Origin of the sequence: Pedobacter indicus, from assembly GCF_003449035.1 — a bacterium.
Lineage (GTDB): Bacteria > Bacteroidota > Bacteroidia > Sphingobacteriales > Sphingobacteriaceae > Albibacterium > Albibacterium indicum.
The window spans coordinates 1752144-1774392 of sequence record NZ_QRGB01000001.1 but is presented as its reverse complement, the minus strand read 5'-3'; the positions used below and the strand labels follow the sequence as shown (position 1 = coordinate 1774392).

The following is a 22249-nucleotide window of genomic DNA, read 5'->3' as shown; positions in this document are numbered from 1 at the left end:
TAATGAATATTGGTTTTGATGCAAAGCGGGTTTTTCATAACTCAACAGGATTGGGAAACTACAGCAGGGAAATTGTCAATGCGCTGAGCAAGCAGTATCCTGAGCATCAATACTACCTCTACAATCCGAAACCCGGAAAGAAAACATTATTTGAATCAAAGCAGAAGAATGTGGTAGAACGCCTACCCTCTTCTGCTTTTGATAAATTCTTCTACAATCTGTGGCGACAGAAAAACATTGCTGATGATTTAAAAAGAGACAAAATTGAGTTGTTTCACGGCCTTTCGGGCGAAATACCGGTAGGCCTGACAAAGCAGGGTATCCGCACGGTGGTGACCATCCACGATTTGATCTTTGTGCGCTTCCCGCAGTATTTCAAGTTGATTGACCGGAAGATTTATTTTCGGAAATTCAAATATGCCGCCGAACATGCGGATCATATCATCGCAATCAGTGAACAAACAAAGCGAGATGTCGTTGACTTTTTAGGAGCACCTGAAGAGAAAATAACGGTGGTTTACCAGAGTTGTGATCAGGTTTTCAAACAGTCTTACGATAATGAGCAAAAAAAGCGAGTGATCAGGCAATATGAGCTGCCGGAACACTTTTTACTGAGTGTGGGTACAGTGGAATCACGCAAAAATCTACTTTCAGTGGTAAAGGCCATGAAGAACATCGACTCACAGTTGCTGGTAGTGGGCTCAACGAAAACGAAATATGCGACGGAGCTCATGGGGTATATCCAGACGGAAGGACTGGAAACCAAAGTCAGGTTTTTGAAAGGTATCAGCAATGAGGAGTTGGCAATAGTCTATCAACTTGCTTCTGTTTTTGTCTATCCATCGCTATTTGAGGGCTTTGGTATACCGATTATTGAAGCTCTTTATTCGAAAACCCCTGTAATAACGACCCAAGATGGTTGTTTTAAGGAGGCTGCCGGCCCTGGTGCTCTTTACATTCAGGATCCTTTGCAAGTCTCTGAAATAGAGGATAAAATAAATTTATTGCTTAAAAATGAGGGGTTGCGATTGGATTTGGCGAGCAAAGGATATAAGTTTGTACAGAAATTTAACAGCGAAACCATAGCAGACGATATCATGTCTGTGTATAGAAAAACCTAAATACGATGAGTGAAAAAAGTGCCATCGGATTTTTTAATTCAGTTATGTCTTGGGGTGGTGGGGAGAAATGGCATTATGAAGCAGCAACTTATTTTGCTGCCAAAGGGTATTCTGTGTACTTCTTCACGGCAGAAAATAGCGTGTTGCATAAGAAACTCTCCGATCATAAAAGCATTCATATTGAGCTGGTGCGCATTACAGGAACGAGCTTTCTGAATCCTATCAAAGTGAGCAGGCTTAAAAGGGTTTTGCAGCGCGCTAAACTGGATGCGCTGATCATCAACTTGCCTAATGATCTTAAACTTGCTTCATTTGCGGGTAAGTTGGCTGGAGTGAAGAAGATTATTTACCGCCGAGGGAGCGCTATACCGATTCGGAACAGCCTGATGAACCGCTTTGTTTTTCGGAACTGGGTAACCGATGTACTGGCAAATTCGCAAGCAACGAAAAGAACTATTTTGCAGCATAATGCCAGGCTTTTTCCTGAGGGAAGGATTAAAGTTATCTACAACCCCATTGATACAGAAGAGTTTACTTTAAGAGAATATGAACCAGCCAGGCAATCGGGCGATCATGAATTTATTATCGGTAACCTGGGGCGTCTGGAACATGAAAAGAATCAACGCTTTTTGATTAGGTTATCAGAGAGACTGCAGGAAGAGAAGTTGGAGCATAAGGTGGTTATCGGGGGTACCGGGCGACTGGAAAGGGAACTGAAGGAAGAAGCTAAAAAACGAAGGGTACGTGATAACATTCACTTTCTCGGCTTTGTTCGTAATGTGAAAAATGTATTGATGAATTGCGATGTCTTCGTTCTTCCCTCTCTGTGGGAAGGATTTGGCTATGTTCTGGCTGAAGCAGCACTTTGCAAGAAACCGATTATCGCTTTTAATCTGAGCAGCATCCCGGAAATCGTGCTTGACAAAAAGTCTGGTTTCTTAATTAATAACAATGTGGAAGAGTGCGTTGAGAAAATACGCATATTGAAAGAACAAAAAGAACTAAGGGATAAAATGGGCGAGTGTGGCTATAAATATGTTACCCAAAGATTTGATAGCGACAAGATTATGGCTGAGGTTGAAGATTTTGTTCTGGCTTAGTTCCGTAGATTCATAGTTTATGATTTCATTGAAAGAAGATATTAACAAAGCTCTTGAAGTTTTGAAAACAGGGGGCATCATCCTCTATCCCACCGATACGATCTGGGGAATAGGCTGTGATGCTACGAACGCTGAGGCGGTTGAGAAAGTAAATCAATTGAAAGGAAGAAGTGGTGACAAACATCTGATTGTTTTACTGGACTCGGAAAGTAAGCTTGCAAGCTATGTTAGGGAAATTCCAGACGTAGCCTATGAGCTGATGGACGTTACGGAGCGTCCGCTTACAATTGTTTACTCAGGCGCAAAGAACCTTCCGGATAATCTGATTGCTGAGGACGGAAGCTTAGGAATACGAATTGTTAATCATGAGTTTTGCAAACAGCTGATCAGTCGTTTCAAAAAACCCATTGTGTCAACGTCTGCCAATTTCTCGGGACAAGCGAGCCCACGCTCGTTTGACGATATTGACGAAGAGCTGGTTGAGGCGGTAGACTATGTTGTTCAGAATGGACGGGAACTGGTATCAGAAGGGAAATCGTCGATGATCGTTAGGCTCGGGCCGTCCGGGCAATTTGAATTAATCCGAAAATAGGCAAAAGTGACTGCTATTTTGTATTTTTGCGCCCTAAATACTATTCTTATTCTGCCGACACACGATGAGGGAACACTTACAGCATCCAGTTTTTAAGATTCTTGGTGAATTAGCCGACCGAGATCAAACGGAGCTTTACGTTATTGGTGGCTTTGTTCGTGATCTTATCATGGAAAGGGGCTTTAAAAACGATATCGATATTTTGGTTATCGGAAGCGGTGTTAATTTCGCAGAAAAAGCTGGTGCGCTGCTAAACACCAAAGTAAACGTGTTTAAAAGTTTTGGAACGGCGATGCTCCGCTATGGGGATATAGATATTGAATTTGTGGGTGCACGAAAAGAGTCTTACCGTGCAGATTCACGCAAACCAATCGTGGAGGACGGAACACTGGAGGATGATCAGAATCGTCGGGATTTTACAATTAATGCCATGGCGTTGGGATTGAATAAGGATAATTATGGTTCTTTGATCGACCCTTTCGATGGACTAGCTGATATTGAGAAGAAGATAATTCGCACGCCTCTTGACCCTGAACTTACTTTTTCTGACGATCCGCTTCGGATGATGAGAGCTATTCGTTTTGCCACGCAGTTACATTTTGACCTTGACCAAAAGGTGTTTGATGCAATTAAGCGAAACAAAGGACGCATTAAAATTGTATCAAAAGAGAGGATTATAGATGAGTTGCAGAAAATTATAGCAGCGGACAAGCCATCAACCGGTTTTAAGTTTCTTTTTGACACCGGATTGCTACATCTGATCTTCCCTGCCCTTGCCAATCTGCAGGGTGTAGAAACGATTCGGGGCAAAAGTCATAAAGATAACTTCTACCATACATTGGAGGTGCTGGATAATGTTGCGGAAGTGAGTGACGATATCTGGCTTCGCTGGGCGGCGATTATGCATGATATAGCGAAGCCCGCTACGAAGCGTTTTGACGAGAACTTGGGCTGGACTTTTCATGGCCATGAAGACAGGGGGGCCAGGATGGTGCCTAAGCTTTTTAAAGAACTAAAGCTTCCTCTAAATGAAAAAATGAAGTTTGTACAAAAGTTGGTTCTTCTGCATTTGAGGCCAATTGTTCTGGCTCAAGACATTGTAACTGACTCGGCTGTAAGACGCTTGTTATTTGAAGCTGGAGATGATATTGATGATTTGATGAAGCTGTGCCATGCGGATGTGACAACAAAAAATAAGTATAAGAGGAAAAAATATAGGGAGAATTTTCAACTAGTAAAACAGAAACTAAAAGATGTTGAAGAGCGTGATCAGATTCGGAATTGGCAACCGCCGGTTGACGGTAGTGATATTATGAAGTGTTTTGATATTAAACCTGGTCGTAAGGTGGGAATTATAAAAAATGCTATCCGCGACGCTATACTGGACGGCGAGATAGGTAATGACCGTGAAGAAGCACTTCAGTTTATGATTGAAAAAGCGAAGTCGCTCGGCTTGGAAATTAAGAATCATCAAGATTAATTTTCGCTCTTTTAAAATTCTATTTTTTTAAACATATTCGTAAAAAATCGTTAAGCATGGCTATTTATAGGTTTAAAGTGACATTTGAAGATTATGACGACGTAATCAGAGAGATCGATATCTTATCGAAACATACGTTTTTGGATCTGCACCGGGCTATTCAAAAATCGGTTAATTATGACCCAGAGAAATCATCTTCTTTTTACGTTAGTAATGATCAGTGGAAGAAAGGTGAAGAAATTGCCTACCTGCCAACTGAATTTAAATCGAATAAGGGTGTCACGCTGATGGAAACTGCTAAACTGAATAAATTCATCGATGACCCACATCAGAAGTTTTACTATATCTATAACTTCGACAGACCTTATGACTTTCATGTGCAGTTGATTAAGATTTTAAAGGAGGAAGAGGGCAAAGAATATCCAGCTGTTTTTAAAAGTATCGGCATCGCTCCAAAAGCCACAGGGACGATAAACACGGATGAAAGTGGTTCTGACAAAGAAGAGAAGTCAGACTTCGACTTTCTACATGATATGGGCTATGATGCAGAAGATGATAATAATCTGGACTTGATGGATGATGAAGATGGTGAAGGTTCGGACTTTTCGGACGACGCGCCAGCTGAGGACGAATATTAATGTCCATTCGGCATGCCAAAACCTTGGTCTGTGTCGTGGGACCAACAGCAGTAGGGAAAACGAGCACGGCAATTGAACTGGCGAGACATTATCAAACAGAGATTATATCTGCTGATTCCAGGCAATTTTACCAGGAAATGAATATTGGTACGGCAAAGCCTGACATGCAAGAGCTAACTGCTGCAACACATCACTTCATTGACTCACATAGTATTACTGAAGACTATTCGGCTGGCGATTATGAAGTCGATGTTCTAAACTTACTCGAACAGCTCTTTAAAAAGCACGACGTGCTTATCATGGTGGGAGGATCGGGGCTTTTTATTAACGCTGCCTGCTACGGTTTGGATAAATTACCTAAGCCTGCAGCGGGTGTTCGTGAACAGTTAACGGAAGACTTTGAAAAAAAAGGAGTTAGCTACCTACAGGAAAAACTATTGGCTGCCGACCCGGAATATTATATGGAAGTGGATCATCAGAATCCGCAACGGATGATTCGTGCTTTAGAGGTTTTTGAAACAACTGGTATTGCATTTTCCAAATGGAGGAAAAAGGATCTAGCATTACGGAATTTTAACATCCTACCTATCGGCTTGCATATGGATCGGGATCAATTATATGAACGGATTAACCTGCGGGTAGATAAAATGCTGGATGACGGGTTGTTAAAGGAAGTAAAGGACTTGCTTCCCCACCGGAACAAGAGTCCACTTCAGTCGGTCGGCTACTCAGAGCTTTTCGATTATTTGGATGGTTCTATTAGCTTGGAACGGGCGATTGAATTAATCAAGAGAAACTCACGGCGCTACGCAAAACGCCAGATCACTTGGTTTAAAAAAATGCCAGACATCCAGTGGTTTGACCCCAAGGAACCAGACTCCATTCGAACATATATTGACACATTTGTTAATGGTGAACGCTAGGGTGGATCAAGGAAAACGTACTCCTGAATACTGGTTAACATCAACAATCGGTAGCTTGGCACCATATTGCTCGTTAATTGCTTTAATCATCAAATTAGCGATTAATGCATTGCCTTTCGGAGTCAGATGAATCCCATCCAGTGAGATCGCTCCACCCGTTATAAAAGTTGCACTAACCCCTGCCCCATTAATAAGAACGCCATCTTTGACCTCATTTAAATAGGAATAGACATCTGCTACCGCTAAACCGTGGCTAGCAGCTGCATTGACGATGGTTTCATTGTAGGAGTTGATATAATCCTGGACAATGGCAGCTTCCGCTTTATCCAAAATGTAGTGATCTTCAACAGGGTTCAAAGGATGTAAACCATAAGGAATTCCGCTGGCATTGGGTTTGCCAAGCAAACCTGCGGACATGAAGGGCAGAACAACCAAATCCTCGTCCGTAGCAGGACGAACTCCGGGAGGTAGACCAACGACAACGGCATTTTCGTCTTGAATAAAGATATTTTCAATTTGGTCTGCATTTTCTGGACTGGCGGCCTTCGCTCCGTCAATCAGGGCTTGAATGGTTACAGTTGTAAAAAATGGAATAGAGGTAACATTAGGGATCGTGGCGACAACACCTTTTTGTCCTCCCGCCGTCAATGCCGTTAGAAAATTATTGTATAGAGCGGCAAATTGTGATTGATCAGTGAGTGTGCTGGTAGGACCAGTTGTAACACCACCCGCGGTGGCGTAACCTAAAACATCATTATTACCTAACCAAAAAGAAAAAAATGTATGTTCATGCTCGGCTACAAAATCAAAATAGCTTTTCTGCTCCCCATCTGGAAGAAGTCTTTCGAAATAATTATTAGCCTGACTAAAAGGCTCGTAGAAGGCTAAATCTAGACGCATGCCTGGGACTCCGAGATTTTGGATAGGGTCGGTATATTTGATCAAGTGTTTATCCTGATCACGATAAGCTAGATTTTCAGTAACACTTTCCAGCTGAGGGGTTCCCTCTGTAATGGCGGTTAACCGTAAATAGCCGGAACCGTTGGCGTGCTGCTCATCAAAGAATGGCGACATAAAGTCACCGCCACCAACAGATTTCATTTGTTCAGCCATCAGGTTCGGGAAGGCGACTTTTTGTCCTTCGAGGTAGAGGCCTCCATCTGCAAAACCTGCTGTCAGTGAATTTCCAACGGCAATATAGGTGCTAAAATCCACATCACCTGCCGAGGTTTGTGGAGTGTCTATACTGGGCTTACAAGCGAAAATAAATACACTAATGAGAATATATAATAAATTGAATCTTTTCATTTCAACATGCTTTTATTATTACTTCTTGGTAATACACCTGTTTTGTTAGCTACCATTTATAACCGATAGAAATACCTGGCGCATAAACGTGTGTTTTAAATGTACCGGACAGGCCGGTCTCTAAGTTTGTTTGCGTTCTTTCAAAAATTGATTCATATAGGAAGCTGGCATTTAGCTCCCAGTTTTGATTAATTTCATAGCCAAACCCCGCACTCAGGATCATACGATCTGCATCTGGAGCTTCGGGAGTTACATAGCCATCTTCCACTGGCGTTAACACATAGGCTGCACCTGCACGGATAATGAGTTCTGGATTCAGGCGATGTTGCACTCCAAGCTTGGCAGAGCCACCATTTGAATAATTCCGCTCGGAGCGGGTATCTTCGAGAATGGGGGTATTTTCAGCATAATCAAATGCTAATTCTTTATATACTTCCCAATTCACAAAACTTAGATCTAATGCGAGGGATGTGTTTTCGTTGATAGGATAACCAAAAGCAAGGGTTGTTGTCGAAGGCAGCGGCAGCTCTGCATTAAAGGTATTACCAACGGGGAAATTACTTCTGACCGACTCAGGAACATTGAATATGGCATCACCATTCTCCAGCTTTGTTATGACTTTGGATCGGTGTACAAGTGAAATCGCAAAGCCGTTGTCCATTCGATAATAGATACCTGCATTCCATCCATAACCAGCGCCGGTACCGGTTAATTGTGCGCTGGCGTCTGTGCCGTCGCTGTGATTGATAGGTAGTGCTCTTTGCAAGTCAACCTCACCATGATTGTACACAAAACCGGCGCCGACACCTAAATTTTCAGTCAGTTGATAACTGAAGGTTGGCTGAATATAGATGGCTTTCAGGTTCAACGAGGTAACGGTATACTTACCAGACCAGTTGTTTCCCCAATCGACCAAACCGCCGAAAGGTGTATAAACGCCAAGCCCTACTTTCCACTTTGATTGGGTTGGCCCCCATAAGCCATAAACAGCAAGTGGTGTCGCAATATGATTTTCCACATGCTCAACGATATTGCTCCCGCTTTGGTTAAAAGCAGACTTGAACCATAGAGGGTTTATACCACCGCTAACAGCATTGTGGTCGACAAAACTCATGGCACCCGGATTAAAAAAGATAGTACTTTCATCCAAGATGAGTGCTGCACCTCCTCCGGCCATTGCAGACTGCTTCTGGCCTTGAAGGTTCACCTGGAAGCCTTGAGCCAATAAACTTATCGGAGTGAATAATAGGAAGAATATACCCCAAAAGAAAAGTTTCATGTTCTTCATAAGCAATCGGTTTGGATAATAACAATAATCCCCACCTGAAACAGGAAGGAAATTCATGCATCAATTAAATAAGAAACGGAAAAAGCTGGTTTTTGTTTATGCCTGAGCTGTCGGCCCTCCGAAATTCATAGGAAACGGCGGCACTTCGTTGGTATCAATCTGACCGTGAATATCTTCGAACTTTTTGATATTGTCCTTCATCGCCGCTAAAAAACGCTTGGCATGTTCTGGTGTCAATACGATCCTTGATTTAACACGTGCTTTCGGAGTGCCGGGCATGATGCGTATAAAATCGACAACAAATTCTGTATTGGAATGCGTTATAATTGCTAAGTTGGAATAAATCCCTTCAGCTATTTCTTCAGATAGTTCTATGCTTAGTTCTTGTGGTTTATCTTGTCCTGCCATAATCAAAAATAGAGAAATTATTCAACTAAAAAAAAGAGCCTGTCTGAAAATTCCAAACAGGCTCTTACTATGATGCCTTTCAAAATCTCAAATCTTTACGACTGAGATTTTGTTTTCAATCGAATTGTTTTTTAGAGCTTTAGTCTTCTTTTGATGCTAACAGCTTGTCATATTCTTCTTGAGAACCAACAATGATGTTGTCGTACTCGCGAAGACCAGTACCGGAAGGAATTAAATGCCCAACAATTACGTTTTCTTTTAATCCTAACAGATCGTCCTGTTTAGCATGAATAGCAGCCTCATTTAACACTTTCGTTGTTTCCTGGAAGGAAGCAGCCGAAATAAACGACTTCGTACCTAACGATGCTCTGGTGATACCCTGAAGGATCGGACTAGAAGTTGCAGGAATAGCATCACGTACTTCTACAAGTTTCAGGTCACGACGTTTCAAGCTGGAGTTTTCCTCTCTTAATCTACGAGAAGAAACAATCTGACCAGCTTTCAGCTCATTGGAATCTCCCGGATCAACAACAACTTTCTTGTCGAACATGTTATTGGTTTCTTCAATGAAATCCCATTTGCTTACATTATCCTTTTCAAGGAACATTGAATCTCCCGGATCTTCGATATGTACTTTCTGCATCATCTGGTGAACGATGGTCTCGAAGTGCTTATCGTTGATTTTCACACCTTGAAGACGATAGACTTCCTGAATTCCGTTTACCAAGTATTCTTGAACGGCAGCCGGGCCTTTGATCTTTAAGATATTCGCCGGAGAGATGGATCCATCTGACAATGGCATACCAGCTTTTACAAAGTCATTATCCTGAACTAAGATATGCTTTGAAAGCGGCACCAAGTATTTCTTAATTTGACCATCTCTTGATTCGATAGAAATTTCACGGTTAGCACGCTTCACGCCACCTAGCGTTACAACACCATCAATCTCTGTAACAACAGCTGGGTTTGAAGGGTTTCTAGCTTCGAACAACTCTGTAACTCTCGGTAAACCGCCTGTAATATCTCGGGTCTTACCAGTTGAACGTGGAATCTTTGCGATGATAGCGCCGACTTTTGCTTCTTCTCCGTCGTTGATTGAAATGTGAGCTCCTACCGGAATATTGTAATTTCGGATAAGTTCACCTTTCTTGTCAAGAATCCGGATAGCCGGGTTCTTCGTTTTATCACGAGTTTCGATGATTACTTTCTCGCGGTGACCAGTTTGCTCATCTGATTCTTCACGATAAGTAACACCTTCGATAATGGATTCGAATTCAACTTTACCTGCAAACTCTGAAATGATAACTGCATTGTATGGATCCCATGAACAAATCAGATCCCCACTATTTACTTTATCACCATCATTTACAAATAAGAATGAACCATAAGGAATGTTATTAGTCATAACAACCTTCTTCGTATCTTCATCTACTACTCTAAATTCACCTGAACGACCCAATACAACATTTTGCTTTTCACCGTTATTCTCACGTTCTACAACACGCACGTTTTCAAATTCGATTCGTCCACTGAATTTAGAAACAATCTGAGATTCAGCAGCAATGTTAGAAGCAGTACCCCCAACGTGGAACGTACGTAGTGTTAACTGAGTTCCAGGTTCACCGATTGATTGAGCTGCAATAACCCCAACAGCTTCACCTTTTTGAACACGCTTGCCACTAGCCAAGTTACGTCCGTAACATAACGAACAAACGCCTCGCTTGCTTTCACATGTTAATACCGAACGGATTTCAAGTCCATCTACAGATGATTGTTCAATTTTATAGGCTATTTCTTCATCGATATCTTGATCGGCTTTCACCAATAATTCATTGGTTGCTGGATCGTATACATCATGAAGAGCAGTTCTACCTAATATTCGCTCATAAAGAGGTTCAACGATATCTTCGTTGTCTTTCAGAGCAGTTGTGTAAATACCACGCAATGTTCCGCAATCCTCTTCGGTAACGATCATATCTTGCGCAACGTCATGTAAACGACGTGTCAAGTAACCAGCATCGGCCGTCTTCAATGCCGTATCTGCCAAACCTTTACGAGCACCGTGAGTGGAGATAAAGTACTCTAATACAGATAACCCTTCTTTAAAGTTTGACAAAATTGGGTTTTCGATAATCTCACCACCCGAAGATCCTGATTTCTGAGGTTTAGCCATCAATCCACGCATACCGCAAAGCTGACGAATCTGCTCTTTCGAACCACGGGCTCCAGAATCCAGCATCATATAAACAGAGTTGAAGCCCTGGTTATCTTCCGAAAGGATTTTCATCACTGAAGCAGTCAAGCGATTGTTGATACGAGTCCAGATATCGATAATCTGATTGTAACGTTCGTTGTTGGTAATGAATCCCATGTTGTAGTTATTCATCACTTCATCAACTTCAGCGGTTGCCTGTTCTATCAAATCACCTTTAGCATCAGGAATATTCAAGTCTTGGAGGTTAAATGAAAGCCCCCCACGGAATGCCATTTGGAAACCTAACTCCTTAATATCATCAAGGAATTCGGCTGCACGCGCCATACCAGAGATCTTCACAACCCGACCAATAATATCGCGAAGAGACTTCTTCGTCAACAATTCATTGATATAACCCAATTCTTCAGGAACACGCTGGTTAAATAGGATTCTTCCAACGGTAGTTTCAATAACCTTACTTTCTACAGAACCATCCTGCGCTCTTACATTAACTTTTACATTAATGAAAGCATGCAAATCTACTTTACCTTCATTATACGCGATAATCACCTCTTCCGCAGAATAGAAGGTCATTCCCTGACCTTTCATTACGCGCGTATCGTCAGTTTTACGTCCTTTGCTAATATAATATAAGCCCAACACCATATCTTGAGATGGAACCGTAATCGGAGTTCCATTCGCCGGATTCAAAATGTTGTGCGATGCAAGCATTAAGATTTGCGCCTCCAAGATTGCCGCATTGCCCAAAGGTAAGTGTACAGCCATCTGGTCACCGTCAAAGTCGGCGTTAAACGAAGTACAAACTAACGGGTGTAACTGGATTGCCTTACCCTCAACCAGTTTCGGTTGAAACGCCTGAATACCCAATCTGTGAAGTGTCGGAGCACGGTTAAGTAATACAGGGTGCCCTTTAAGAACATTCTCAAGAATATCCCATACAACCGGATCTTTACGATCAACAATCTTTTTCGCAGATTTAACGGTCTTAACAATACCACGTTCAATCATCTTGCGAATGATGAACGGCTTATAAAGTTCAGCCGCCATATTCTTCGGCAATCCGCACTCATGCAGTTTAAGGTTTGGACCTACAACAATTACGGAACGCGCCGAGTAATCAACACGCTTACCGAGCAAGTTTTGACGGAAACGTCCTTGTTTACCTTTCAAAATGTCTGAAAGGGATTTCAAGGCACGGTTACCTTCAGTTTTTACTGCATTTACTTTTCTCGAGTTATCAAACAATGAGTCGACAGCTTCTTGAAGCATGCGTTTCTCATTACGTAAAATAACCTCAGGAGCTTTAATCTCTAACAATCTTTTCAGACGGTTATTTCGGATAATTACACGACGGTAAAGATCGTTTAAGTCTGATGTAGCAAACCGACCTCCATCCAAAGGCACCAACGGTCGTAATTCTGGTGGAATAATTGGTACAATCTTAACAATCATCCACTCCGGACGGTTTTCAATACGATCCCTTGAACCACGGAAAGCTTCCACAACTTGCAGACGCTTTAATGCTTCTGTCTTACGCTGTTGCGAAGTTTCATTGGCTGCTTGGTGGCGTAAATTGTAAGAAAGCTGATCAAGATCTAAACGCTTAAGAAGCTCTTCTAGTGCTTCTGCTCCCATCTTAGCGATGAATTTCTGCGGATCTTTATCATCCAAATACTGGTTTTCCTTTGGCAATGTATCTAATACGTCCAGATACTCTTCCTCCGTTAGGAAATCCATGTAATTAATTCCATCGTCTTCTTTAATACCGGGCTGAATAACTACATAACGTTCGTAGTAAATGATCATATCCAGCTTTTTGGTAGGAAGCCCCAATAAATATCCAATTTTGTTAGGAAGCGAGCGGAAATACCAAATATGGGCTACAGGTACAACCAAATTGATGTGCCCCATGCGTTCCCTACGTACCTTTTTCTCAGTAACTTCCACACCACAACGATCACAAACAATACCCTTATAACGAATACGTTTGTATTTACCGCAATGACATTCATAGTCTTTTACCGGACCAAAAATACGCTCACAAAACAAGCCGTCACGCTCAGGTTTATAAGTCCGGTAGTTGATTGTTTCCGGTTTCAAAACCTCACCACTTGAGCGCTCTAAAATCACCTCTGGTGATGATAGACTAATGGTGATAGACGTGAAGTTGCTTTTTATTTTATTATCTTTTTTATAAGACATAATCTTTAATTAAGAGTACTAATCTAAAGTGATATCTAAACCTAGTCCGCGTAATTCATGTACAAGTACATTAAATGACTCAGGAACAGAAGGTGTTGGCAAATTGTCACCTTTTACAATTGCCTCATATGTTTTGGCTCTTCCGACAACATCATCAGACTTAACAGTCAGGATTTCTTGTAGGATATTGGCAGCACCAAATGCTTCCAATGCCCAGACCTCCATCTCACCAAAACGCTGACCACCAAACTGAGCTTTACCACCCAAAGGCTGTTGTGTAATCAATGAGTAAGGGCCAATTGACCGCGCGTGCATCTTATCATCTACCATGTGACCAAGTTTCAACATATAGATAACACCAACCGTTGTTGGCTGGTCGAAACGAACACCCGTTAAGCCATCGTAAAGATAAGTTTTACCTCCGGCTGGCAGCTCCGCTTTCTTGATCCACTCTTCAACCTCATTGGTTTCCGCACCGTCAAAAATAGGTGTCGCAAACTTGACTCCAAGTTTTTGTCCTGCCCAACCCAAGACCGTTTCATAAATCTGTCCAAGGTTCATCCGCGAAGGTACACCTAGTGGGTTAAGAACAATATCTACTGGAGTTCCGTCTTCTAAGAACGGCATGTCTTCATCACGAACAATACGGGCTATAATACCTTTATTTCCGTGACGTCCTGCCATCTTATCTCCTACCTTCAATTTACGTTTCTTAGCAACATATACCTTAGCCATCTGAACTATACCAGACGGAAGTTCATCACCCACACTAATTGCAAACTTATCTCTCTTATAAGCACCCAACTCTTCGTTCAACTTAATGTTGTAAAAATGAAGTGTTTGCTTAATCAACTCATTCTTATCGTCATCTGTAGTCCATTTAGTTGGGTTGATGTTGGTATAATCTAAGTCTGTCAGAATTTTTTGGGTAAACTTAGCTCCCTTAGCAACAAGTAGCTCTTTGTATACACTATAAACACCCTGAGAAGTTTTACCATTTACAATGGAAAACAGCTTATCAACTAGACGATCCTTTAAGCTTTTCGTTGCTTTGTTAAAACGGTTCTCTAACTCTTCCAAAGCAGCTTTTTCTTCTGATTTAGACGTTTTTTTCGACCTAGAGAACAATTTGGTATCAATAACAACTCCTTGGATTGAAGGAGGTGTTTTCAATGAAGCGTCTTTAACATCTCCAGCTTTATCTCCGAAGATAGCACGTAAAAGTTTCTCTTCAGGCGATGGATCAGATTCACCTTTCGGTGTAATTTTTCCAATCAAAATGTCGCCGTCACGAACTTCAGCACCTACCCGGATAATTCCGTTCTCATCAAGGTCTTTTGTAGCCTCTTCAGAAACGTTTGGAATATCTGGAGTCAATTCTTCTTCACCACGTTTTGTATCACGAACTTCAAGTTCAAATTGATCGATGTGTAAAGAAGTAAAGATATCCTGACTTACTACACGCTCCGAAATTACAATAGCATCCTCAAAGTTATAACCTTGCCAAGGCATAAAGGCAACCTTCAAGTTACGCCCTAAAGCTAATTCTCCATTTTGAGTAGCGTATCCTTCACAAAGCACCTGCCCTTTTTCTACCTTTTGGCCTTTTACAACAATCGGTTTCAGGTTGATACAAGTGCTTTGGTTCGTCTTCTTAAATTTAATCAATCGATATGTCTTGATATCATCATCAAAAGAAACCAGCTTCTGATCATCCGTTCTTTCATACCGGATCTTGATCTCATTTGCATCCACATATTCAACTACACCATTACCTTCAGCATTGATCAATGTCCGTGAATCCCTCGCGACACGACCTTCAAGTCCTGTACCAACGATCGGAGCTTCCGCACGAAGTAACGGTACAGCTTGACGTTGCATGTTTGATCCCATCAAAGCACGGTTCGCATCATCATGTTCCAAGAACGGAATTAACGAAGCAGCGATCGACGTAATCTGATTTGGAGCAATATCCATCAAGTCTAAGCGTTCAGGTTCAATAATAGGAAAGTCACCTTCCAGACGTGCTTTAACACGCGGAGTAATAAAGTTCCCCTTATCGTCGTACTCAGCGTTTGCTTGCGCAATCACCTTTCCATCTTCATCTTCTGCCGACAAGTAAACTACCGGTTCCTCCACAACGACCCTTCCCTCTTCTACTTTACGGTACGGTGTTTCAATAAATCCGAGGTTATTGATCTTTGCATGAACGCATAATGACGAAATCAAACCAATATTTGGACCTTCCGGTGTCTCAATGGTACATAGACGTCCGTAATGCGTATAGTGAACGTCACGAACCTCAAAACCAGCTCTCTCTCGCGATAAACCACCTGGTCCTAAAGCCGAAAGTCTTCTTTTGTGAGTAATTTCAGCAAGTGGATTCGTCTGGTCCATAAACTGCGATAACTGATTAGTTCCAAAGAACGAATTAATTACCGAGGATAATGTACGAGCATTGATTAAATCAGTTGGCGTAAACACCTCATTATCACGTATATTCATACGTTCACGAATGGTTCTTGCCATTCTAGACAAACCTACGCCAAACTGAGCATATAGCTGTTCGCCTACTGTACGTACTCGACGATTTGATAAGTGATCGATATCATCAACCTCTGCTTTTGAGTTAATAAGATTGATCAAATACTTAACGATCGCAATGATATCCTGTTTCGTCAGTACTTTGATATCTCCGTCAGTATCGAGTTTCAACTTACGATTAATACGATATCTACCTACGTCCCCTAAATCATAACGTTTGTCAGAGAAAAATAAGCGATCGATGATACCACGAGCTGTTTCCTCATCAGGTGGTTCCGCATTACGCAATTGACGATATATATGTTCAACCGCTTCCTTTTCGGAATTGGAAGTATCTTTTTGTAATGTATTATAAATTATCGAATAGTCAGCATTGCTAGAAGAGTCATCTTTCGACAAAATGATTGTTTTAGCACCAGAGTCGATTATCATATCGATATGCTCTTCCTCTAAAACAGTTTCACGCTCGAGGATGATCTCATTACGATCTATCGAAACAACCTCGCCTGTATCTTCATCTACAAAATCTTCCACCCACTTTTTAAGCACGCGAGCAGCTAACTTCCTTCCGAGTAATTTCTTTAACCCTGATTTACTTACTTTCACTTCGTCTGCAAGTTCGAACAACTCTAATATATCCTTATCAGAGTCATACCCGATAGCACGAAGCAAAGTAGTAACAGGAAATTTCTTTTTACGATCGATATATGCATACATCACGTTATTTACGTCTGTTGCAAATTCGATCCATGAGCCCTTAAATGGTATCACCCTTGCGGAATATAGTTTAGTACCATTTGTATGACGACTCTGGCCAAAAAACACACCTGGCGATCTGTGTAATTGAGAAACGATAACTCGCTCAGCACCATTAATCACAAAAGTACCTTTAGGTGTCATATAAGGAATTGTTCCCAAGTACACATCCTGTACAATCGTTTCAAAATCCTCATGTTCTTCATCATTACAAGATAGACGAAGTTTGGCTTTTAGTGGCACACTATAAGTCAACCCACGCTCTATACACTCCTGTATATCATAGCGGGGAGGATCAATAAAATAATCTAAAAATTCAAGAACAAAAATATTTCTCGAATCAGAAATTGGGAAGTTTTCAGAAAATACTTTGAATAGCCCTTCCTGGTGGCGGTTATCTGAAGTTGTTTCTAACTGAAAAAACTCCATAAAAGACTGAAGTTGCACGTCCAGAAAATCAGGGTAATCAATTACCTTTTTGCTGGTAGCAAAATTTACTCTTTCGTTACGAATATCTTTATTTGCCAAGGGAATAAGAATTTAGTTTAAATAAACTGCACGTTAGACTATATTTTTTATCCTAAAAGGAAACTTGAATAGTCAAATCAAGTATAATTTACTTGTATATACAAACAGCAATAGACCCCGAGAATTTTCGGAGTCTAATGCCTAAAGAACTATTTAGAGAATTACTTAATCTCAACAGTAGCTCCTGCTTCTTCTAGTTGTTTTTTCAACGATTCAGCTTCGTCTTTAGCTACACCTTCCTTCAATGGTTTTGGTGCGCCGTCAACTAATTCTTTAGCTTCTTTTAGTCCAAGACCTGTTAAATCTTTCACTAATTTAACAACTGCTAATTTTGAACCACCAGCCTCAGTAAGAATTACATCAAATGATGTTTTTTCTTCTGCAGCGGCTCCGCCTTCAGCACCAGCTGCAGGTCCAGCTACAGCTACAGCTGCCGCAGCAGGTTCGATACCATACTCATCTTTTAAGATTTGAGCTAACTCGTTAACTTCTTTTACCGTTAAGTTCACCAACTGTTCAGCAAACGATTTTAAATCTGCCATTTTATTTAAATTTTTGAATTGTGCGTAATAAATAATTAATAATCTATCGAACTTTTAAGGAGTTCGTTAACCTTCCTTTTCTTGTAAAGTTTTAACAATTCCAGCAAGTGTGCTTCCACCAGATTGAAGGGCAGAAACAACGTTTTTCGCAGGAGACTGAAGCAACCCGATGATTTCGCCAATAAGCTCTTCTTTCGATTTCAAGCTTGCTAGTGAATTCACTTGTTCATCACCGATAAACACAGACGAGTCAATATAAGCGCCTTTCAATACTGGTTTATCGCCAGACTTTCTAAGCTCTTTAATTAATTTCGCGGGTGCATTACCTATTTCAGAGAAAAGAAGCGTTGATGAACCTTTTAAGGTACCTTTCAACTCTTCTGAATCAACGCCAGCAGCTTCCATAGCCTTAAGGATTAAGGTATTCTTCACTACTTGCATCACAATTCCTTTCTCAAAACATTTGCGACGAATGCTAGTTACTTTTTCTACAGTCAAATCAGCGGTGTCGGTAATATAAAAATTACCGTAGTTTTTAATCTGATCTGCTAAAGCTTCTACAATTTCTTGTTTTTCTTCTTTTCTCATGATTAGATTCCCACTACTGATTTAGTTTCAACTTGTATACTCGGGCTCATTGTTGATGAGATGTGTATACTTCTAAAGTAAGTCCCTTTCGCTGCAGAAGGCTTTAATTTAGAAATAGTTTGGATTACTTCCAAAGCATTATCATAAATTTTATCTGCAGAGAATGACACCTTACCAATTGAAGCATGAATGATTCCGGTTTTGTCAACTTTGAAATCAATCTTACCGCCTTTAACATCAGTTACCGCTTTACCCACATCTTGAGTAACCGTACCTGACTTAGGATTAGGCATAAGGTTTCGAGGTCCTAAAATACGACCTAACCGACCTACTTTTGCCATCACACTAGGCATGGTAATAATGATATCTACGTCTGTCCATCCTCCTTCAATTTTGCTGATATATTCATCTAAACCTACATAATCTGCACCTGCAGCTTTAGCCTCTTCCTCCTTATCCGGAGTACAAAGTACCAAAACACGTACAGTTTTACCTGTTCCGTGAGGTAGAGTTGCTATACCACGTACCATCTGATTTGCTTTCCGAGGATCAACGCCCAAACGGACGTCAATATCCACCGATGCATCAAATTTGGTAGTTGTGATGTCTTTTACTAAAGACGAAGCTTCTTGTAATGAATAAACTTTACCAGCTTCAATTTTGGTAAGTGCCGTTTTTTGATTTTTTGTTAATCTAGCCACTTTTTTAAATTGATATCTGTTAATTAATTTGTCCAGGGAGCATCACCACTTACAGTAATACCCATACTACGCGCAGTACCTGCCACCATTTTCATGGCTGACTCTACTGTGAACGCATTTAAATCTGTCATTTTATCCTTAGCGATAGTTTCAACTTGATCCCAAGTTACCGAACCAACCTTTTTACGGTTAGGTTCGCCCGAACCACCTTTCACTCCCGTAGCCTCTACTAGTTGAACTGCTACTGGCGGAGTTTTAATGATAAAATCAAAAGACTTATCGGCGTAAACAGTAATAACGACAGGTAACACTTTACCTGCTTTGTCTTGTGTGCGCGCATTAAATTGCTTGCAAAACTCCATGATGTTCACCCCTTTTGCACCTAAAGCAGGTCCTACGGGGGGAGAAGGGTTAGCTGCGCCACCTCTCACCTGTAATTTCACTAAGCCACTGACTTGTTTTGCCATTTTTGAATTTTAATTTAATTACTAAATGTTTGTTAGTAAGTTGGAAGCATATAACGTAACATTTACTTGTATTCTATTCTTTTTCTACTTGCATGTAGTTCAACTCAAGCGGTGTTTTTCTACCGAAGACTTTAACCATAACCTTGAGTTTCTTTTTCTCTTCATTAACTTCTTCTATCTCACCTGTAAACCCATTGAACGGACCGTCGACAACCTTAACAGACTCCCCAACAAAATAAGGAACATTGATCGTTTCTACCTGTTCAGACATTTCGTCAACTTTTCCTAGGATTCTATTTACTTCAGATGGTCGAAGTGGGATAGCGTTCCCTTCCTTATCACCAAGAAAACCAATTACGCTATTAATCCCTTTTATCAGATGTTCTAATTCACTATCAAGTGCAACTTCTATCAATACATATCCTGGGTAAAAGTTTCGCTCTTTAGCGATCTTTTTTCCGTCCCTCATTTGATAGTACTTTTCCATCGGAATCAATACTTGAGGAACCTGTTGTGAAAGACCTAGACGATTAATTTCTGCTTCGATATATTGCTTTACCTTCTTTTCTTTTCCACTTACGGCACGGACTACATACCATTTTAATTTTTGATCTGCCATCAATTCTTTTTTTTATCCTACAGATTGATAAAACAATTTTAAAATAGAACTTGAAGACTCATCCATTGCTAATATGATTAACGCAATGATTACTGATGCAATCAGCACGACAACTGCCGAATTTTGCAACTCACCCCAAGTAGGCCAAGTCACCTTATGCATCATCTCATCGTAAGACTCTTTAAAAAATTCAAGTACACTTGACATAAACGCTCATTATTTTGCACGGGCACAAGGATTCGAACCCTGATCAAAGGTTTTGGAGACCTCTATTCTACCATTGAACTATGCCCGTAATTCTTATAAACAAAGTACCCTACTATAAAATTAGGGTACTTTGTTTTATTAGCTAAGCCTAAGCTTATTAATTATGCAATGATTTCAGTTACCTGTCCAGCACCTACAGTTCTACCACCTTCACGGATAGCGAAACGAAGACCTTTTTCCATTGCGATCGCGTTAATCAATTTTACGTTGATCGTTACGTTATCACCTGGCATAACCATCTCAACACCTTCCTGTAGAGTAATCTCTCCAGTTACGTCAGTTGTACGGAAATAGAACTGAGGACGGTATTTGTTAAAGAATGGAGTGTGACGTCCACCTTCTGCTTTCGACAATACATAAACCTCAGCTTTAAATTCTGTGTGAGGAGTTACTGAACCTGGTTTACAGATAACCATACCACGACGGATATCAGTTTTCTCAATACCACGTAACAATAAACCTACGTTATCTCCAGCTTCACCACGATCTAGAATCTTACGGAACATCTCAACACCAGTTACAGTTGATTTTAAGTTCTCAGCACCCATACCAAGAATATCAACAGCCTCTCCAGAGTTAATTACACCACGCTCAATACGTCCAGTTGCTACAGTACCACGACCAGTGATCGAAAATACGTCTTCAATCGGCATCAAGAATGGAAGATCTGTCAAACGCGGAGGAAGTGGAATGTAGTTATCAACCGCTTCCATCAGTTCCATGATTTTGTCAACCCACTGTTGCTCACCATTCAATGCACCTAATGCAGATCCACGGATCACAGGAATATCATCTCCAGGGTATTCGTAGAATGACAACAATTCACGAATTTCCATTTCAACCAAGTCTAACAACTCAGGGTCATCAACTAAGTCAGTTTTATTCATGAAAACCACCAAAGCAGGGATACCTACCTGGCGACCCAATAAAATGTGTTCACGAGTCTGAGGCATTGGGCCATCAGTAGCAGCAACAACGATAATAGCACCGTCCATTTGAGCAGCACCAGTAACCATGTTTTTAACATAGTCAGCGTGACCCGGACAGTCAACGTGTGCATAATGACGATTTTGTGTTGCATATTCTACGTGCGATGTATTAATTGTAATACCACGCTCTTTTTCTTCAGGAGCTGAGTCAATTGAGTCGAATGAACGAGACTCTGATAATCCAGCGTCAGCCAAAACTTTCGTAATAGCTGCTGTTGTAGTCGTTTTACCGTGGTCAACGTGACCAATAGTACCTATGTTTAGGTGTGGTTTACTGCGGTCAAATTTCTCTTTTGCCATGTTGTATGCGAATTAGTAGATAAGTTAATTTTTATTTTGGTTTCAATTATTAAACGCTTACGAGCCAATGATGGGACTTGAACCCATGACCTCTTCCTTACCAAGGAAGTGCTCTACCGCTGAGCTACATCGGCTTGCTTTTTTTAACACTAAAAAGTCAACACCTCTTTTATAAGGAATCAACTCTTTAATTATTTCGAGCGGAAGACGAGGTTCGAACTCGCGACCTATAGCTTGGAAGGCTATCGCTCTACCAACTGAGCTACTTCCGCTTGTATGTATTGTTTTAATCCGGTAAAAACAAACCTCTGATAACCGGATAAAGTTTATATAAATCACAAACTCTTAAAACCTTGGTGGGGGGAGAAGGATTCGAACCTTCGAAACCGAAGTAACGGATTTACAGTCCGTCCCATTTGACCGCTCTGGAATCCCCCCAACGTCTTTTATATTTCAACAAAGCCCTTCGGCTTCTTAACGAGCCCCCTGCCGGGATCGAACCAGCGACCTACTGATTACAAGTCAGTTGCTCTACCAGCTGAGCTAAGGAGGCCTTTTTTCCTAAATTCAATCAGTAATCACCTTTTTCCTTTAGGGACTGCAAAGATATACAAAGTTGTAATAATACAAAAGAAAATTTAAATATTATTTTTACTAGAACTCTGTTTTCTTT

At 41.0% G+C, this 22249-nt stretch carries 18 protein-coding genes and 5 tRNA genes; 6 read left to right on the top strand and 17 right to left on the bottom strand.

Features of this window, described 5'->3' with window-relative positions; translation table 11 throughout:
• The first annotated feature begins 2 nt into the window (after positions 1-2).
• The 6 genes from D3P12_RS07980 (at position 3) to miaA (ending at position 5854) form a co-directional block, all read left to right on the top strand.
• The gene (locus D3P12_RS07980) at positions 3-1121 is read left to right on the top strand and encodes a glycosyltransferase family 4 protein (RefSeq protein WP_118194476.1); all 1119 of its coding nucleotides are present in this window, start codon (positions 3-5) and stop codon (positions 1119-1121) included.
• 5 nt (positions 1122-1126) lie between these two features.
• The gene (locus tag D3P12_RS07975) at positions 1127-2221 is read left to right on the top strand and encodes a glycosyltransferase family 4 protein (RefSeq protein ID WP_118194475.1); all 1095 of its coding nucleotides are present in this window, start codon (positions 1127-1129) and stop codon (positions 2219-2221) included.
• Positions 2222-2240: 19 nt separating this feature from the next.
• On the top strand, positions 2241-2813 hold the full coding sequence (locus D3P12_RS07970; RefSeq protein ID WP_118194474.1) for an L-threonylcarbamoyladenylate synthase: 573 nt from the start codon (positions 2241-2243) through the stop codon (positions 2811-2813).
• A 64-nt stretch (positions 2814-2877) separates the two neighbouring features.
• Complete coding sequence (locus tag D3P12_RS07965; protein ID WP_118194473.1) at positions 2878-4293, top strand: CCA tRNA nucleotidyltransferase; 1416 nt, start codon at positions 2878-2880, stop codon at positions 4291-4293.
• Between the two features lie 56 nt (positions 4294-4349).
• Positions 4350-4931 carry an IS1096 element passenger TnpR family protein gene (locus D3P12_RS07960; RefSeq protein ID WP_118194472.1) on the top strand — a complete coding sequence of 194 codons (582 nt, stop codon included), beginning with the start codon at positions 4350-4352 and terminating at the stop codon, positions 4929-4931.
• Positions 4931-5854, top strand: a complete 924-nt coding sequence (miaA, locus tag D3P12_RS07955; RefSeq protein WP_118194471.1) for a tRNA (adenosine(37)-N6)-dimethylallyltransferase MiaA — start codon at positions 4931-4933, stop codon at positions 5852-5854. The genes D3P12_RS07960 and miaA overlap by 1 nt, the downstream gene beginning before the upstream one ends.
• Before the next feature lie 6 nt (positions 5855-5860).
• On the opposite strand, the gene D3P12_RS07950 is transcribed toward miaA, so the two are convergent.
• The 17 genes from D3P12_RS07950 to D3P12_RS07870 form a co-directional block, all read right to left on the bottom strand.
• The gene (locus D3P12_RS07950) at positions 5861-7162 is read right to left on the bottom strand and encodes an SGNH/GDSL hydrolase family protein (protein WP_118194470.1); all 1302 of its coding nucleotides are present in this window, start codon (positions 7160-7162) and stop codon (positions 5861-5863) included.
• 49 nt (positions 7163-7211) lie between these two features.
• Positions 7212-8450 (bottom strand): OmpP1/FadL family transporter, encoded by a 1239-nt coding sequence (locus D3P12_RS07945; protein WP_245977416.1) that lies wholly within the window; start codon positions 8448-8450, stop codon positions 7212-7214.
• A 96-nt stretch (positions 8451-8546) separates the two neighbouring features.
• The gene (locus D3P12_RS07940; protein WP_118194469.1) at positions 8547-8858 is read right to left on the bottom strand and encodes a DUF3467 domain-containing protein; all 312 of its coding nucleotides are present in this window, start codon (positions 8856-8858) and stop codon (positions 8547-8549) included.
• A 139-nt stretch (positions 8859-8997) separates the two neighbouring features.
• Positions 8998-13275 (bottom strand): DNA-directed RNA polymerase subunit beta', encoded by a 4278-nt coding sequence (rpoC, locus tag D3P12_RS07935; protein ID WP_118194468.1) that lies wholly within the window; start codon positions 13273-13275, stop codon positions 8998-9000.
• 18 nt (positions 13276-13293) lie between these two features.
• On the bottom strand, positions 13294-17103 hold the full coding sequence (rpoB, locus tag D3P12_RS07930; RefSeq protein WP_118194467.1) for a DNA-directed RNA polymerase subunit beta: 3810 nt from the start codon (positions 17101-17103) through the stop codon (positions 13294-13296).
• A gap of 161 nt (positions 17104-17264) precedes the next feature.
• Positions 17265-17645, bottom strand: coding sequence for a 50S ribosomal protein L7/L12 (gene rplL / locus D3P12_RS07925; RefSeq protein WP_118194466.1), 381 nt, complete (start codon positions 17643-17645; stop codon positions 17265-17267).
• 66 nt (positions 17646-17711) lie between these two features.
• Positions 17712-18233 carry a 50S ribosomal protein L10 gene (gene rplJ / locus D3P12_RS07920; RefSeq protein WP_118194465.1) on the bottom strand — a complete coding sequence of 174 codons (522 nt, stop codon included), beginning with the start codon at positions 18231-18233 and terminating at the stop codon, positions 17712-17714.
• Between the two features lie 2 nt (positions 18234-18235).
• Positions 18236-18934, bottom strand: coding sequence for a 50S ribosomal protein L1 (gene rplA, locus D3P12_RS07915; RefSeq protein WP_118194464.1), 699 nt, complete (start codon positions 18932-18934; stop codon positions 18236-18238).
• A gap of 23 nt (positions 18935-18957) precedes the next feature.
• Entirely contained in the window at positions 18958-19401 is a 444-nt protein-coding gene (rplK, locus tag D3P12_RS07910) for a 50S ribosomal protein L11 (RefSeq protein WP_118194463.1), read from the bottom strand.
• 73 nt (positions 19402-19474) lie between these two features.
• Positions 19475-20020, bottom strand: a complete 546-nt coding sequence (gene nusG / locus D3P12_RS07905) for a transcription termination/antitermination protein NusG (RefSeq protein ID WP_118194462.1) — start codon at positions 20018-20020, stop codon at positions 19475-19477.
• A gap of 12 nt (positions 20021-20032) precedes the next feature.
• On the bottom strand, positions 20033-20227 hold the full coding sequence (secE, locus tag D3P12_RS07900; RefSeq protein WP_118194461.1) for a preprotein translocase subunit SecE: 195 nt from the start codon (positions 20225-20227) through the stop codon (positions 20033-20035).
• A gap of 17 nt (positions 20228-20244) precedes the next feature.
• A tRNA-Trp gene (locus tag D3P12_RS07895) sits at positions 20245-20315 on the bottom strand.
• A gap of 73 nt (positions 20316-20388) precedes the next feature.
• The gene (gene tuf, locus D3P12_RS07890; protein WP_118194460.1) at positions 20389-21576 is read right to left on the bottom strand and encodes an elongation factor Tu; all 1188 of its coding nucleotides are present in this window, start codon (positions 21574-21576) and stop codon (positions 20389-20391) included.
• Between the two features lie 62 nt (positions 21577-21638).
• Positions 21639-21710 (bottom strand) — tRNA-Thr (locus D3P12_RS07885).
• Positions 21711-21775: 65 nt separating this feature from the next.
• A tRNA-Gly gene (locus D3P12_RS07880) sits at positions 21776-21848 on the bottom strand.
• An 82-nt stretch (positions 21849-21930) separates the two neighbouring features.
• A tRNA-Tyr gene (locus tag D3P12_RS07875) sits at positions 21931-22014 on the bottom strand.
• 42 nt (positions 22015-22056) lie between these two features.
• Positions 22057-22129 (bottom strand) — tRNA-Thr (locus D3P12_RS07870).
• Positions 22130-22249: the final 120 nt, after the last annotated feature.